Annotated in this window: 12 protein-coding genes and 1 pseudogene; 7 read left to right on the top strand and 6 right to left on the bottom strand. The window is 38.2% G+C overall.

Annotated elements, in window-relative coordinates; translation table 11 throughout:
* Positions 1-39: 39 nt before the first annotated feature.
* From PSF86_RS05395 to PSF86_RS05385, 3 genes are all read right to left on the bottom strand, one after another.
* Positions 40-465 (bottom strand): VOC family protein, encoded by a 426-nt coding sequence (locus PSF86_RS05395; RefSeq protein WP_277899036.1) that lies wholly within the window; start codon positions 463-465, stop codon positions 40-42.
* Between the two features lie 80 nt (positions 466-545).
* Positions 546-1,322: a helix-turn-helix domain-containing protein gene (locus PSF86_RS05390; protein ID WP_277899035.1), complete on the bottom strand. Its 777-nt coding sequence runs from the start codon at positions 1,320-1,322 to the stop codon at positions 546-548.
* A gap of 115 nt (positions 1,323-1,437) precedes the next feature.
* Positions 1,438-2,535 (bottom strand): helix-turn-helix domain-containing protein, encoded by a 1,098-nt coding sequence (locus PSF86_RS05385; RefSeq protein WP_277899034.1) that lies wholly within the window; start codon positions 2,533-2,535, stop codon positions 1,438-1,440.
* Positions 2,536-3,030: 495 nt separating this feature from the next.
* Between PSF86_RS05385 and PSF86_RS05380 the strand changes: the two genes are divergently transcribed.
* The 6 genes and pseudogenes from PSF86_RS05380 (at position 3,031) to PSF86_RS05355 (ending at position 6,298) form a co-directional block, all read left to right on the top strand.
* Positions 3,031-3,351, top strand: coding sequence for an ArsR/SmtB family transcription factor (locus tag PSF86_RS05380; protein WP_277899033.1), 321 nt, complete (start codon positions 3,031-3,033; stop codon positions 3,349-3,351).
* A complete protein-coding gene (locus tag PSF86_RS05375; RefSeq protein WP_277899032.1) occupies positions 3,348-3,632 on the top strand; it encodes an SRPBCC domain-containing protein in 285 nt (94 codons plus the stop codon). Before PSF86_RS05380 ends, PSF86_RS05375 begins: the two co-directional genes overlap by 4 nt.
* A gap of 223 nt (positions 3,633-3,855) precedes the next feature.
* Entirely contained in the window at positions 3,856-4,353 is a 498-nt protein-coding gene (locus PSF86_RS05370; protein WP_277899031.1) for an SRPBCC family protein, read from the top strand.
* A gap of 46 nt (positions 4,354-4,399) precedes the next feature.
* A pseudogene (locus tag PSF86_RS17935) lies at positions 4,400-5,144 on the top strand (Fic family protein); the annotation flags it as partial.
* A 330-nt stretch (positions 5,145-5,474) separates the two neighbouring features.
* Positions 5,475-6,074 carry an arginase family protein gene (locus tag PSF86_RS05360; protein ID WP_277899030.1) on the top strand — a complete coding sequence of 200 codons (600 nt, stop codon included), beginning with the start codon at positions 5,475-5,477 and terminating at the stop codon, positions 6,072-6,074.
* Positions 6,075-6,100: 26 nt separating this feature from the next.
* Positions 6,101-6,298 carry an arginase family protein gene (locus PSF86_RS05355; RefSeq protein ID WP_277899029.1) on the top strand — a complete coding sequence of 66 codons (198 nt, stop codon included), beginning with the start codon at positions 6,101-6,103 and terminating at the stop codon, positions 6,296-6,298.
* Between the two features lie 774 nt (positions 6,299-7,072).
* Here the strand turns inward: PSF86_RS05355 and PSF86_RS05350 are convergent.
* From PSF86_RS05350 to PSF86_RS05340, 3 genes are read right to left on the bottom strand one after another with little or no spacing between them, the layout of a single operon-like run.
* The gene (locus tag PSF86_RS05350) at positions 7,073-9,772 is read right to left on the bottom strand and encodes a DUF5695 domain-containing protein (protein WP_277899028.1); all 2,700 of its coding nucleotides are present in this window, start codon (positions 9,770-9,772) and stop codon (positions 7,073-7,075) included.
* A gap of 33 nt (positions 9,773-9,805) precedes the next feature.
* On the bottom strand, positions 9,806-12,847 hold the full coding sequence (locus PSF86_RS05345; RefSeq protein ID WP_277899027.1) for a beta-L-arabinofuranosidase domain-containing protein: 3,042 nt from the start codon (positions 12,845-12,847) through the stop codon (positions 9,806-9,808).
* A gap of 45 nt (positions 12,848-12,892) precedes the next feature.
* Complete coding sequence (locus tag PSF86_RS05340) at positions 12,893-15,148, bottom strand: S9 family peptidase (RefSeq protein ID WP_277899026.1); 2,256 nt, start codon at positions 15,146-15,148, stop codon at positions 12,893-12,895.
* Between the two features lie 243 nt (positions 15,149-15,391).
* On the opposite strand from PSF86_RS05340, the gene PSF86_RS05335 reads away from it, so the two are divergent.
* Complete coding sequence (locus tag PSF86_RS05335) at positions 15,392-16,234, top strand: AraC family transcriptional regulator (RefSeq protein ID WP_277899025.1); 843 nt, start codon at positions 15,392-15,394, stop codon at positions 16,232-16,234.
* Positions 16,235-16,241 lie beyond the last annotated feature (7 nt).

Raw genomic sequence — 16,241 nt, 5'->3', positions numbered from 1 at the left:
CAAACTGCTATTGCTTAAACACTGGTTTTATTCGTTATTTTATGCATTCTCCAATGTTTTAATGTCAAACTTTTTCATTTTCATATACGCTTCCATTACATTTTTTGCCTTTTCAGGATTGCTTAAAAGTTTAGGTAAAATCGTTGGCACAATTTGCCAAGACATACCAAATTTGTCTTTTAACCAACCGCAGTCCCCTTCTTTTCCACCGTCAGAAGTTAACTCTTTCCAATAATGGTCTATTTCTTTTTGTGTTTCGCAGTCAATCACAAACGATACCGCTTCGTTGAACTTAAATTCCGCCCCTCCATTAAGTCCCATAAATTTTTTACCGTTCAATTCAAAAGTAACGACCATTTGGTTGTCTGCTGTAATTTTTGAATTCTTAAAGATTGAACAATAAAATTGTGCCGCTTCTTGTGCTTGTCCGTCAAACCATAAACAAGGATAAATTTGATTTTCCATTTTTTTTGATTTTTAAATGATTAATTACAGTACAAATTTAGAAGGCAGGTAAAATTTAAAATAGAACGAAACCGACAAAATCAGGTATCGGAAGGGTCATCAAAATTCAAATAGTCCTTTGGGGTAATATTCGTGAATTCTTTAAACGCACGATTGAAATGGCTCTGGTCAGAATAACCGTTGTCAAAGGCAATATCAAAGATATTTTCAAATTGCTTTTTTTGTAATTGTCTGAAAGCTGAACTAAACTGGCCTATTCTGCGAAATTGATTTGGGGGAATCCCAATATTTTTATTAAACATTCTTTGAAAAGTCCTTCCCGTTACATAGAGTTCGTCCTGCACATTCTTTAAAGTGTCTTGGTTTGGGTTCTTTAAGATTTGCTGGGTAGCAAATCTTATTAATTGTGTTTCCGTTTTAACTTTTTTGATAAGGCTAAAGATATAATCATCTATTAAACCCAACATATTTTCTGTTGATTCAGCGTTCAATAATTGCTCTTGCAAATCTTTGGCTTTAGACGATTCCATTAAATTGAGGTCAATAGGATTGTCTGTCAATTCTTTTGCAGATATACCAAATAATGCAAATAAAGAAAAAGGTTTAAAAAAGTAGGCGATTAGTGTGAAGTTATCCCTGATTGTAAGTGTTTCGGGAATTACGGTTTGACCAAACAAAGTCAAGTTGTTTGAGCTCCCGTTTAATTCTCCTTTTGTTGTTTGAAAAAGAAGGGTAGGCGTTCCATTAGCAAATAAAGGTAAAACGAATGGATTGGTAACTTGAAAATTTTCAATAACAAGTATATTCTGAACATAGTCAGATGTTTTCTTGTTTGGTATCGGGTTTTTAATTTTCAACTTCTCTTTCGTTTGTGTACTCGATTTTTTTCAGCTTGCTGGCAACTTCACATAATAAAGTAGGGATAGAGCAATGACAATCAATAAAATATTATGATTGAATACCCCATAGGGATCATGAAGCCTGGTAGTGCTCCCTGAATTTGGTCGGGGGGACACCTTCGCTCTTTTTAAAGGCCCTGTAAAAAGATATGCGGTTATTAAAACCACATTGAAATGCTATATCCTCAATATTGAGATTCTTTCCCTCTTTTAACATGCCCTTTGCTTCATCAACCCTGTACAGGTTGATGAATTCATAAAAGTTCCGGTCGAAATGCTCATTGATCAATTGAGAAGCATGGTGTCTCGATATGTTCATTATGGAAGCCAGTTCATCTAAATTCAGGTTGGGGTTCAAATAAGGCTTTTCGGATTTCATCAACTCTTTTAACTGGATCTTTAATTCCTTGGCAAACTGTGTGGGCAAACCAGAAGTTTCATATTTAGCAAATGGTATGACCTTACCAATAGGCGTACCGTTAAATACTTCCGGTTGAATAATACAAAAGTATGAAGCAGCACCGATAAAGAACACCATGGCATAGGATATGAGGTAATCATATTCCTTGGTCATTGTTCCAAAATAAATTATGATAAAATACACCACAAAGGATAACCCAAACAATATAAAGTTCAGGTTAATGGTTTTGAGCCATATCCTCAGATCAAAGTCCTCCTTATATGCTTTTACAAATTTCCAATAGGTGAAAATGCCGTATGCTATGACCAAAAGGGCCAGTAAATACCCAAAATAAGGGATTTCAATTATGGCTTGATCAATTTGTCCATTCTGTTTAAGGTATAATTTCCTTTCAAGGGGAAGAAAGATAAAAGCTCCATAGCTTACAAATACACAAATTACCGGTATAAAATGATATACATCCCTTATAGTGATCTTTTTGCCGCTTACTACATTCCTGACATAAAAGTAAAATATAGGTCCAAACAAGGCAAAAGGAATCTCGAAGGTAAATGTAATGGCGGTCTTTATCGTGTCACTATAGCCCGACCAGTACATGATAACATAATAGATCCCATAACCGAACATAAACAAAAAAATAGCGAACAACCTATTGGCATAGGAATAGCCCCTGTTTTTGATAAATAAAAAGATTCCCAAAAGAACCGATTGAAATGAAAAAAACAATAATAATATCTCCCAAATTGTCATTTTACAACTTTTAAATCCTTTAAAATTACTAATTACAACCCATATATTCCTGAAAATAAACAGGGTTAATGATTAAGCAAACCTGTTTTATTTTGTTAGAAGTGGCAAAATAAACATAGTCAGTTGGTTAATTTGGTTACATATTATAATATGTAACATTAAACCTTTATCACTAGCCTTACATTTGACAAATATCCAGTCGGTGAATATTCATTATAAAACACAACCGCCCATGAAAGTAGAGTACCCCTTCATTTTTATATATGTGTTAAATTTTGAATTTAAAATTTAATTATCCATTATTGGAATGAACATGTGGTTGAGGGCAATGTAAGATGACAACCGAACAGATTATGACTAACTAAATAGTGAACGAACCAAACCCACACACCACGTATATTTACAACGTACTGATTTTTTTTTTGGAAAAATTTTAAGAAACCAAAAGGTTGCGTATTATTACAACTGATTAGTTGCTTAAAATAGATAAGAATAATGAAACGAGACATCTTTCAAGCTATAGCAGACCCAACAAGAAGAGCAATACTTGTATTTATTGCCACCCAAGCGTTAACGCCCAATGCTTTAGCGGACGAATTTGACATGACCCGTCAGGCGGTTTCCAAACATATCAAGATCCTGAATGAATGTGAACTGTTGGAACAAAAAAAAATCGGCAGGGAAGTCTACTATCAACTTAAAGTCGGTAGAATGAAAGAAGTGGACAAATGGTTAGAACAATTCCGAAAAATATGGGAAGCCCGATTTGACCAACTTGACAATATATTATCAACGATTAAAAAACAGAAAAAATGAATAGCAATCCCCTATTCGATTTTTCCGTAAATAAGGAAAATAAAGCCATTCACATAAAACGTGAATTTGATGCCACCCATGAATTAGTTTGGAAAGCGTGGACAACAGCCAAACTGCTTGACCAATGGTGTGCTCCAAAACCTTACAGAACGGAAACAAAAACGCTGGATTTCCGTGAAGGTGGCTTCTGGCATTACGCTATAGTGAGCTCGGAAGGGAAAGACATTGGAGCCGGTATGATTACAAGAAAATTGAATTCCAAAAAATCATTACGGAATTGAGGGCCTTTAGCGATGAAAATGGAATGGTCATTCCGGAATTCCCACGTTCTGAATGCACGCTCACCTTCAATGTGACAAAAGGCAAAACACACGTAACGGTAACCGAGAAATACGGAAGCCCCAAAATGTTTGAAAAAATGGCAACAATCAGTCACAAAAAGGGCTTTTCACCACATCTTAAAAATTTGGACCATTTATTACTAACACTAAAAAACAAGAATATATGAAAAAAACATTATTATTTGACTTCACAGTCAACAAAGAAAACAACACGGTGAATGTAAAACGCGCATTTAACGCTGACCGTGAATTGGTATGGGAAGCGTGGACAAATCCCGAAATCCTTGATCAATGGTGGGCACCAAAACCGTTTCAATCCAAAACAAAAATTATGGACTTCAAAGTTAGCGGCCGTAGATTTTATGCAATGGTAAGTCCCGAAGGACAAGAACAGTGGGCAATTCAGAAATATACTTCCATTGATCCAAAAACCAATTTCAAATTTTTGAATGCTTTTGCAGACAAAGATGAAAATCCTGATTTGCCGGGCTCTGATTGGGATTTGACTTTTAGTGAACTAAGCGGAACTACAACCGTACATATCTCTATTTATAACGAATCCCGGGAGCGAATGGAAAACATGATCGCAATGGGCTTCAAAGAAGGGTTTACAATGACCTTAAATGAACTTGACACATTATTATCAACACTGAAAAAATGAAAAAAATGAGCAACCGAAATGTCATAGTAGAACGTGTTTTTGACGCTACCTTTTGGCAGATGTAAACAATGTATCTATTAAAGTTGCGAAATATAAAGGCCTAGATCGGGGAGACCTCTTGAAAACAATGAATATGGATATTGTTGGCTCATTAATTCCACAAAAAGTGTACTGGATAAAATTGCTGTAGAAAACACAGCTTTTGTGACCATTACATCAAAAGAGCGTATTGATCGAAAACTATGGAATCCTGTAGCCATTCGGGAGGCCATATATAATGCGATAGTACATAATGATTATACTCGTGAAATACCACCTAAGTTTGAAATATTTGACGATAGGATTGAAATAACATCTGCCGGTTCCTTACCGGACGGACTTAGCAAAGAAGATTTTTTTTGAAGGCGTTTCTATGCCGAGGAATAAGGAGCTAATGCGTATATACAGGGATTTGGATTTGGTAGGGCAACTAGGCTCTGGCGTTCCACGGATTTTAAAGAGCTACGGAAAGGAATATTTCCGGTTTATGGACAACTTTACCAGAATGACTTTTCCTGTTTCAGAAGGGGCAACCCCCAAGTCAAAAGCCTATTGAAAGGTGTTACTGGGGAGCATAATAGACAGGAATTACAAAATTGTTCAACCTATCGGATAGGAAAATACTTTAGGCAAAATTATTTACAGCCAGTGCTTGAGCAGGATTAATCGAAAAGACAATCCCGGACAAGCCAAAAAGCAGTAAACAAGAATATGGGTTAACGGAAAAGGGAAAGCAATTTCAATCTAATTAGAAGTACAGGTAAAAGTAATTCGGGTGAGATTTGCGATAGTCTTTGTTCATAAGTAGCTTATAAACAATAAATGAAAAAGATATTACCGGCTTAAAAAAACAGTACTTATTTTTTTTTCTCATTTGTACCTTACACCCTGTTATCCCCTGTAAAATAAGGAAAGTTACACATTGTATCGGCAAATAAGTCTTACTTTTATTGTAGCGTAAACGGTTTCCACAAACCAATTCAAATTTAAAAGCTATTTATAATGAAAAGTAACAAAATCAACATTATAGAATTCCCTTCAAACTTAGACCTTAAAAAAGAACTTTAGATGTCGAGCCGGGCGTGAAAGTGCTTCCCGAATGGTTAAAAAAACATCGTTTCCCCGAGCTTGTCAAACCATGTAATACCTATAAATTACCACCGCCCGAATATATCATGGACCTAGACACTACACTGCAAATGATGAACGTGGACAAGGTGGTTGCATATGCCAAGGAACAGGCTATATTACTTGCCAATGTAATTAAGGACACTCATTTTCTAATTGTTCTCGGGGGCGATTGCAGTATTTTAATAGGCAATGCCATTGCGCTGAAGCAAACCGGTAATTATGGTCTCTTTTTTCTTGATGGACATACCGACTATATTCCTTCCGAGCTTTCCCAGACTGCTGCAATTGCGGGAATGGACCTTGCTATAGTAACCGGGTTTGCACATGAAAAGCTGACCAATATTTATAACCTTGCTCCTTATTTAGATAAAAGCAACGTATTTTGTGTGGGCAACCGGGAGTACGGCCCCGATTATGTACAACCCATTTTGGAGTCCGGAATACCTTATTGCGACTTGGATAGGCTTCGTGCTAACGGACAAAAAAATACTGCGGAACTCTTTATTGACTTAGTTGAAAAAACAATCATGATGGCTTTTTTGTTCACTTAGACCTGGATATTTTAAACGATACCATCATGCCTGCCGTTGACAGTAGGCAACAGAATGGGCTTTCTTATAGCGAACTTTCTGCATTATTGGTGCCCTTGCTCCAACATACAAAGGCTGTTGGTATAGAATTTACCATTCTTGACCCTAATCTGGACAAGGACGGAAAATATACCTCCGATTTTGCAAACAATTTTATGGCCATATTGAACACTGCAAGACGCTAAAGCCATACTGCCTGCCAAGACCACACCATAAAACCGATTGCCAAGGGTTATTGGCAGTAATTGGTTCCTGCTTTGTAACGGTAAGGGCATGATTTTACAGTGGCAACACTTCCTTTTTTATACCCCTGTATTACTTTGTATGTTACTATGGCTTCTTGACCATTTGTATGTGTTATTTTATTTTTGCAAGACCTATTTTACTACTTTCTCCTATTACTTTGGGTTATTCACGTTCTACTTTGATGCTTGCACTTCGTACTTTGGTCTTTGAGGTAAGTACTTTCTCGCATATTCATAACACTTAACTATTTGCAGAAAATATTTCCATAGATGTTTTCTATACTACGAGGCTTGTAATAGATACTACTCTATGATAAATGTTTATTTTGATAGGTAAAAGCTATAATTTATCACTTATAATGCATATTTCTATTGTTGAAATGAATATTTCTTCACTTTGATTTTCTACTTTGATTGATGTAATTGATATATTTTGAAGAATAAATACATATTTTTTCTTACTTATGGTGCGTTTGTTCAGCAGGTTTTTTTGGTTTAAATAAGTCTTCTGGATGGTTTATTTCCTGGCTGTATTATTGAGTATAAATAGCTGTTTATTGCGCCTACATTTCCATATGCTATTTCCTCCTACATGGTTTTAGTTACCTATTGGTTTTCTATTGCATACGGATATATATCTGCTTGGCCCCAAAAACTATTTTATAGGGATGGTACTTCTTTTTATAATGGAAAAATTACAATGCCCTGTAGCTTTTATAATTGTATTTCTATGGGTTGTATGCTATTTTTTAGGGGAATTAAAAAGGCTCCTTTATCTTTTTTAAATGGTAATTCAATTTTTTTGTTGGTCCTTATGTATGCATTGGGCGTATACTCGTTTTTAGGGTTTAAATAGAGTATTACCCTTCTTTTTTCTTCATTATAAATTACTTTATCCATGCTTCCAGCATCCAATGTTATCAGCAATGCTTCTGGTGCTATAAAAACTTTGTTCCTTGCTGCCGTTGTAAGGCTCATTTCAACTTGTTTCTTTTCAGCTTTTATATTCCCTCCAAAAGAAACCCATCCAAAATTGGCTGTTTTGGTTAAATAGGAAGCCGAATTGACCGCATAGCCAAAAAACCCGGAGCCATAGTCGCCCGATAGATAATCTATTGCTAATGTTTGTGGAAACGAATGAAAAGCTGCCGGACCAAAACCGTCTTCTGTAATATTTGCTATGCCTCCCATTAACCCACCGTACCCAACTTTTAACAGGTAAAAATCGTTTGGCGAGTTTTGGTATGCTTTTAGTACGGGAATGGCGTTTAATGCCGACCCGTAATGGTGTATTTGGCGTTCTACCCTAGATAGTTTCCCGCCGTAGAGAAAGTCCCAATAACGCCGTGCATTTCCATTATAAGCCCAATGTGGCATGGTGGGCATATAGGCCAGTATTGCATTTAATGTAACATTGGCTTTGCCGGCATATCCAAAATAATCTGACCACATAAAGACTTCTTCCTGCCCTGTGGAATCCCATGGCATTTCGCTCCCAAATGGATAGTTTAACGATTTCCAATGATCGGCGCGTGCTTTCATTTTTTGTTCCAAGTCCAGGGCAAGTTCGTCCAGCCCTTCATGTTGTAGGTCTTTTAAAACGCAAAGAAACACGGTTCCTTCCATTTGTCCGAACTGTGCATAGTACGGTGCCAGTTTTGTCATGGCAATTGCGGTATGGTATGCCTGCTTTAAATACCAATTCCAAGGTTTCTCTGTAACCAGTTTGGTATGGTATCTTGCCAAGCGGTACATAACCCAGTAAGCCGCGGTTACATGGGGGTAGTTGTAAGACCTCCCGGGGTCGTTGGCATGCTTATGGTTCCAGGCGGCCCAGGTTTTATAGTTAACCGTATCGTTATATGTATTCTTTGGCATGCTGTCGGGCTGGTAATAAAACATACTTTTTTTAACGCCATACTTATTTTTACCGTCGGCATATTGTATACCGCCCCAAAGTGTTTTATGTACAAAGCCTGAAAGCTTTTCTATTTCGTCTTTATCGGGTTGTGCATACTGCTTCATCATGGCTGCCAGCCAACTTCCTGCCCCTCCTTCATCGCTCAGGCCTGCTATCCATGCACGGCTGTCTTGTGCTACTTGTTGTTTTGCTTCATAGTCGTAAGAAATTACAGATGGAGCGCGGTTAAAGGGATCTTTCTCATTATCGAACCATTGTTTGGTGGTTAAAAAATTTCCCAGGTTGGCTATTACTTCTGCTTCGGGCTTGATTATTTTATAATTGATTGTTTGCTGCTTTCCGTCTTTATACTCGATAACAATACGGGCACGCCCCCATTGTTGTCCTTCTACCATGTACTCTACGTAGCCGTTTTTCAATGTTTCTTTTTTACGAATTGAAACTGCTCCTTCTGGCTTTATCGTTATTTTTTTTACTTCCGAAGGACTTTTTACAAACAGGCGTCCGTCTACATCCTGCGGTAGTACATATCCAGGAATACCAACGGCTACCGGCATTTTATTTTTTAATACTGTTTGCTGGATTTCCCTAATATTTTTTGCCAGCACGAATTTTATGGCAAAATCTCTTTTTTCTCCCGGTTGCAACACGGTAGATGTGGGCGTGTTCCATTGTTTAACGCCCTTCCATTGGGTTTCTGCATAGGCTTTGCTCAATGGCATCCATTCATGGAAACCTTCAAAAACGATACTTCTTCGAGTTGGGTCGTTCAACAAGGGCCTATAGGCCTGAAAAGGCATGTTTTCTTGGGGAAGTACAAGTAATGCCGTACCTTTTCCGTTTAAATGCTTTACCTCCAAATACCCTGCGTCCATGCCTATATAGGGGTCGAAGAACACATTGTCTGCATGTGCTTCGTCCAGCGATTTTCCTTCCAATATATTATTGAAAACCATAGGAATGCCCAATGCTCCTATTTCCACGCTTTCTTTTCCGGGATTTGTCAATACAAACCGCAATACCAAGTCTCCGTTATCATTTTCGTAATAACGTTTTATGCTTAACGGAATGTCTTTTGGGAAGGTGTTTGCCATGTCTGAAGCTGCCAAAATATTTCCTTCGGAAGAAATTTGGCTTACCGGCTTTCTTGTATATGCCGATGAATAATCTTTCCATTGACCTTGGCCCGTTTTGAGCATTAAATTGATATCGCCCAGGTGGTATAGGCTGTCTTTATCCCTAATTTTTAACCGTTCCCCGGGTGTAAAGTTAAATGTGGTATCTTCTGCGGGAGCCAATCCGGCCACTGTTTGTGATGCCTTTACCAATTTTAAATGAAACTGGGCAGTTTTTACTTCAACAAAACCTTTTTCGACCCCCAAAGTGGAAGGCCTGCCGGTAATGTTATCCCAATACTCTTGAGAGTGCCCTTTAAAAGCAAGCACCATGAATAGTATAAGAATAAGGCTTTTTTGTAACCGTTGGTTTATCATTGTTTTGTGGCTTAGGTGGTTAACTTTATAGTTTTATTGCTCTTTTAGGGAAACATCCAAATATACCGAGTAACGGCCATAGGTTTCGTAGAAAGGTTTGTAAAGAACTCCGTCTATGGTAAATTCCAGTTTTTCTGGATTTCCTTTAATGGCTTTGCCCATTTCTTCTACATTAAAAGTTACTTTACGCCATGCTGTACGGGGTTCTGTTTCTTGGGCCGCGAGCAAAACGGGTCCGTAAAACAAACTGGCAATATTTTGTTGGTCCATTACCGGTTCTAAATGAAACTGGAACGGCATGCGCAACTCGACGGTATCTCCATCCTTCCACTTGCGGTTTATGGAAAGATAGGTTCCCGGTACTGCCCGAACCTTTTCTTGTTTTCCGTTTATCTTAACAAAAAAGCCTTTGGTAGCCCAATGTGGCACACGGACATTTAAAGCAAAGCTTCCGTTGCCCTTTATTGTCAACTTGGTAAAATCTTCTTTTGGAAAGGCAGTTGTTTGTTGCACGGTTATGCTCTTTTCTGTCCATTTTAAAGTGGAAGGAACATACAGGTTAACGTATAAAGCATTGTTGTCTTTGTTTTTAAAGTAAATTGAATTTTGAAGTTTTGTACTGCTTTCAAGGGCTGTGCCGTTGCAGCACGTAAACCCGGTCATGTTGGGGTTTCCAAAGTGCTTTACCGAGCCTGGCCTTAACGGAACATGGTATGTATTGGCAGGCGTGTTTTTTGCTACCGAAGCAAGGATGTGGTTATAGAGTCCGCGTTCGTAATAATCCATTAATTCTCCACGCTGGTCGAAAAGGAACAGGTTTCTAGTTAATTTAAGCATGTTGTACGTGGCACAAGTTTCGTTTTGTCCACCTGCCGAGAACCCATTTTGGTATAGGGTGGCCGGCTGGTTTGTAAAGCATTCGGCATTTGCCGGGTTGCGGGCGCCTGCCACACCACCGATGCTGTACATATAGTCGTTTGTGGTTTTATACCAAAAGTTATCGGCCACCCGATAGTATTCTGGGGCATGCGAATCGCGGTACATTTCAAGCGCCCCCATTATTTGTGGGATGTGCTGGTTGGCATGCAGGCCACGAAAAGTATCGACGTTTTTGGCCAATCCATGAGAATGCCCTGCATTGCCATAAAATACTTTGATATTGTCGAACAATTGAGCCGTTTTTAAATAATTATCGTCTTTTGTTATTCTGTACAAACGTGCCATGGCCTCGTTCATCCCTCCAAATTCCCCTGCTATGTATCTGTTCCACATGCTAATAAGGGTACTGGTTGGGAGTTTGCTCAATCTGGCATAGACCCAGTCTCCCATTCCCTTGGCTATCTCTAAAGCCTTTTCGTTGTTGCTTACTTCGTAAACATCCATCAACCCGGCAATGATTTTGTGCAGCGTATAATAGGGTGCCCATACTTGAGTATCCTGCCCACCATAGGTAGCCCCGTTCTCCAACATAATAAATTGGTCGGGCGGATAAGCACTGATAAAGCCTTTTCCCCAATTCCAGTAATCGGTACGGATACCGTTTATGCTTAAATTGGAATTATAGTCTGTTTTTCCCGGACCCGGTGGCACCGCTGTTGGATCTACTACATGCTTGCCCCCTGTTGTTTTAGGGTTGCCGGACATTTGCGATAATTGGTACAAGGTATTTACCATATACTGCATTTTATTGGCAAAGTTTTGCTGTAACTCTTTATTGTACCCCGTACTTGCGTATGCTTGGGCAATGGCCGTTAAATAATGCCCGGTTGCATGCCCGCGCAGTTTTGTTTCTTGAGAATCCCATACGCCCAATGGCTCTGCTCCTTTTGGTTGTTCCTGCCCAAAGGCATTACGGAACATGTACAAAAAGGCGTCTGGATTGGTATTGGCCAAAGTATTTATAAACTTGTCCCTGTTTTCAATAAATTTTGTGCTATGTCCATGAAGATCGGCATTTAATGTAACCTGATTTAAGTTAAAAGCCGCTAGTGTACGTTTTGGTGTGGCAAGATTTCCTGCTTCTTTTACCGTTACAATGGCTTTGGGCGTTATGGCGGTTCCTGCAATATGCCCTGTTACCGTATATTTACCTGCTTTTAGTACTTTATTGTTGTCTTTGGGTGCCGGCCAAAGAACCCGTGCCCTTTGTTCTTGAATCCCGTCTTGATAAACGGCCTTTACATAACGTGGTAACCTTGGAAGATACCCTACCGTGGTTTCTACTTGAATATCTGGGACAGCGGTTATGTACTTATTGTATAGTTGTGGGGTATCTTTGGAAAAAACCGGAAGGTTGTCTTCGGGCTCTTTCCGTTCGTTTACAACGGTTTCTTCGTTGTGTAGGGCGTTGTTGTAAATTCTTTCAGCTTGTTGTTGGCTTAAAGGGATGCGGTACACCCTAAAATCATACAATTTTGCTTCTAAAAGGGACTCCCCAATGTAAAGTGTGTTCTTTTTGGCCGAATTGCTATTGAAAACCTCTTGTAACTCTAGCGCTATGGTATTGGTTTGGCCGACCAATTTCCCATTGACATAGGTGCGCAAGGATTTTGAAGGGGTATCTAAAACTATGGCAATATGGTACCATTTATTAATCTCCAAGGCCGGAGAATTGGTTTTGTATTTTTTTCCAGTTGAAGTAGTAATTTCGGTTAAAAAACCATTTTCGTTGTTGGTTCCAACAGGTGCAACAAGAAAATGCGCGTTTTTATGGTTTACAAAATTAAAAAAGTATTGCTCTTTTTGGTCGGAATTTAAGTAAACCCAACCTGCAACACTGATTGACTCTTCGGCAGATACTACTTCTCCGGGAATTGAAACATATGCTTTATCTGCTAAAGAAAGTACGGTTCCAAACTTTTCATCATCAACAAAGGCATGCTTTTCTCCATGTATTTCACCATGTAGATTGTTACGGGACCAATCTTTTGCATTGCCGTTAAAAACATAACGGGCAATCAATCCTGTTTCTCCAATACCATCCAGTATCTGGTCTCCGCTTTGGGCTTTTGTTATGGTTGTATTGAACACACAACTGCATAACAGCAAGTAAAATAGTAACTTATATGGTTTCATAATGTTAGCTTGGTTTTCTTTAATTCTTTATAAATGGTTTCATTTTTATTCTTCGTTTGCATATACCTTGTCCCAAGAAGGTGGTTTTACGTCCAAGAGTTTTTCTACAAAAAAGTCTTTTCGTTTTTTATCGCCAAATGTACCTCCTGCGGAATGAGACATTCCCGGAACGACCACCAGCTGGAAGTCTTTTCCGGCTTTTATCAATGCATTTGCAAACTGATAGGTAGATGCGGGGTCTACATTATCGTCTACTTCACCTACAATCAACATTAAATCGCCTTGCATCTTTGAAGCGTTTTCAATATTGGAACATGCTGCATATTGTGGTCCTATTGGGTAACCCATCCATTGTTCGTTCCACCATATTTTATCCATTCGGTTATCGTGACAACCACAAGAAGCTACGGCTACATCGTAAAAATCGGAGTTAAACACCAATGCTCCCCCAGCGCTTTGCCCTCCGGCAGAAGTTCCTCTAATTCCAACCTTATCGATATCCATATACGGGTATTTTTTGGCTGCTGCTTGCATCCATAGTTTTCTATCGGGGAAGCCAGCATCTTTAAGGTTTTTCCAACAAACATCCTGGAAGGCTTTCGATCGGTTAGAGGTCCCCATGCCGTCTATCTGTACCATGATAAACCCTAACTCTGCCAATGGCGACATGGACCAATAGTAACTTTGAAAGCTTTTTGGCACAAAAGAATCGTGTGGTCCTGCATAAATGTATTCAATAATGGGGTATTTTTTTGACGGGTCGAAATTTGTAGGCCGGACGATGATACCCCAAATGTCTGTTTTGCCATCCCTGCCTTTAGCGTTAAAAACTTCGGGGTACTTCCATCCCGTTGCCAAAAGCTTGGATATGTCTGCCCTTTCCAATTCTTTGATCAACTCCCCGTTTTTGTCTTTCAGCAAGGTTATTGGCGGTGCATCGACCCTTGAATATTGGTCTATGTAATAACTGTTCTTTGTTGAAAAGTATACTTTATGGTTGCCATTTTCGGTAGTGAAACGTTTAAAGTTCCTGCCATCAAAATCTATTCTACAATAATGTTCGAAATACGGATCCTGGTCTTTGTCCAAGCCGCTTGCAATAAAATAGATTTGTTTTTCTTCATCGTCTACCTTTACAACTTCGCGAACGGGCCAGTTCCCTTTGGTAATCTGCCTTATTAGCTTGCCGGTCTTTCCATTGTATAAGTATAAATGGTTCCACCCATCTCTTTCGGAAGCCCAGATAATCTGTTCGCCATTATTTACATCGTATCTGTATTTTTTCCCGCTGTAATCAATAAAAGTTGGGCTTTTTTCATCTACTAAAACCTTCACGTTTCCAGTATTGGCATCAATGTTTATTATACTGTAGCGTTGGTGACCGCGCTCATTGTATTCGAAAGTAAAGGCACTGCTGTCTTTACGCCATGTTATGTTTCCTAAATGGAATTGCTGCTGAAATAAATCGGTAGGGATATATAAATGTTTGCCATTTTCCACATGAAATAATTGCGGGCTCTTAAAAGCCACCTGATCGCCGGGTTTTAAATAATCCCTGGATTGTAGTTTTGGCTGTAATTGGTCTTTGGGACTTGACTCGACAAAATAAATTTTATGGTCTTCTGCCGGGCGCAATTTATAGGCCATGATTTTTTTACTATCGGGCGCCCATTTTATTTGCCATGAATAGTAATACCCTTTAGACCCATCAAAGCTGAGCTGCTTTTCTTCTTTTGTATCGAGGTTTTGCACGTATACGTTATAATTTTTAATAAATGCGGTATACTTTTTATCAGGAGAAATTACCGGCTCCCCTTTTCGTTCATCATCCCTTTCGCCCCAATAACGGTTGGTGGCTTTCCTTTCAAGTTTCTTTATGATTGTTAATTTATAATTGGCAAGGTTGCAGGAAAGTTCTAAACTATCTGTTTTAAAATTAAGTTGGTCTTCTTTAAATTTTAAGTCATGTATATTGATAGCACCTGGTTGAATAGTATCTTTATTTAAAACAGAAAGACTTTTTGCCAATTTTGTATGATCGAAGGCCAGTTCTTGTCTATTTTTTGAGGCGTTTACCTTTATATACTCATCTCCTTTTTCTGTTTTGTTGACATACCAAAATAGATTGTCATCTTGCCAATGAAAATCTGTTGGCGCATTATATACTTTATCCCTAAACAGCGTATCTACAGCCACAGATCTTTTATAATCGGCAATTGATCCTTGGGCATTTGTCCAAAAAGATGTAAAAAGTGTTATTATAACACATATTTTGCGGGCACAAGTTTTTATTGTATACATAAGCATAAAACTATGCATAAAATGCATAAGAAGTTTGAAGAATATTAGCAAAAAGTCATACTATCTTAACCGTTGAAACTCTAATTGTAAGTTTGATGAGGTATTCTGGTATTATAATTTTGAACATATAAATGCTTTTTTTCTACATCTGAGTCAATAATTAACCATTATCAATAGTATATTACCCAAATATGACATATGATTCCTTTTTTTGATTAATATTGTTTTAAATACAACCTATAAATGAAAGTCCTCCCGTTTAAGATACCAAAACCCGAGCAAGAAGCATTGGTATACCAAGAAGACCATGAAGTGGTTTTTTACGACCAATTGCACCAACATGAAGAAATCCAGATTAGCTTTATTTTAAAAGGTAGCGGGACTTTGGTTGTTGGAGATTCTATTAACACCTACCATAAAAACGATATTTTGGTTATTGGGGGCAATGTTCCGCATGTATTTAAAAGTGATGTTGAAGCCTCTGACATGTCTATTATGTACACGCTATTTTTTACCAAAAACGCTTTTGGAAAGGAGTTTTTCCATATTAGCGACATGGAGACTGCAAAAGATTTTTTTACAAACGCAGCATACGGCATGAAAATTTCGGAGGATCATAAAAAGATTGTCAAAATCTTCAAAAAATTACAATACCAGAGTAAAATAGAGCGCATTGCCTCTCTTTTAAAAATAATAAACCAAATTATAGCCATTGAGCACGCTCCACTTTCTTCTTTTATATACGGAAAAAAATATACCGACGACGAAGGAAAGCGTATGCGTGCCGTTTTTGAACATGCCATGGAAAACTACCACAACCAAATAACCTTAGAAGAAGTGGCCGATAAGGCCAATATGACCAAAAATGCGTTTTGTAGGTATTTTAAAAAGCGTACCAATAAAACCTTTTTTCAGTTTTTAATTGAAATACGTATTGAAAACGCCTGTAAACTTCTTTTTAGGAACAAAGAAATGTCTATTGCCACTGTTTCTGAGCTTTGTGGTTTTCAGAACATTACAAACTTTAACAGAAAATTTAAAGAACTTAAAGGTATAACGCCTTCTCAATACAGAACCCAATATTAAACGTTTA

Origin of the sequence: Galbibacter pacificus (assembly GCF_029603165.1) — a bacterium.
In the GTDB taxonomy this organism is placed as follows: domain Bacteria; phylum Bacteroidota; class Bacteroidia; order Flavobacteriales; family Flavobacteriaceae; genus Galbibacter; species Galbibacter pacificus.
Note: the sequence above shows the minus strand (reverse complement) of the source record. Positions and strands in the feature narration are given on the sequence as shown.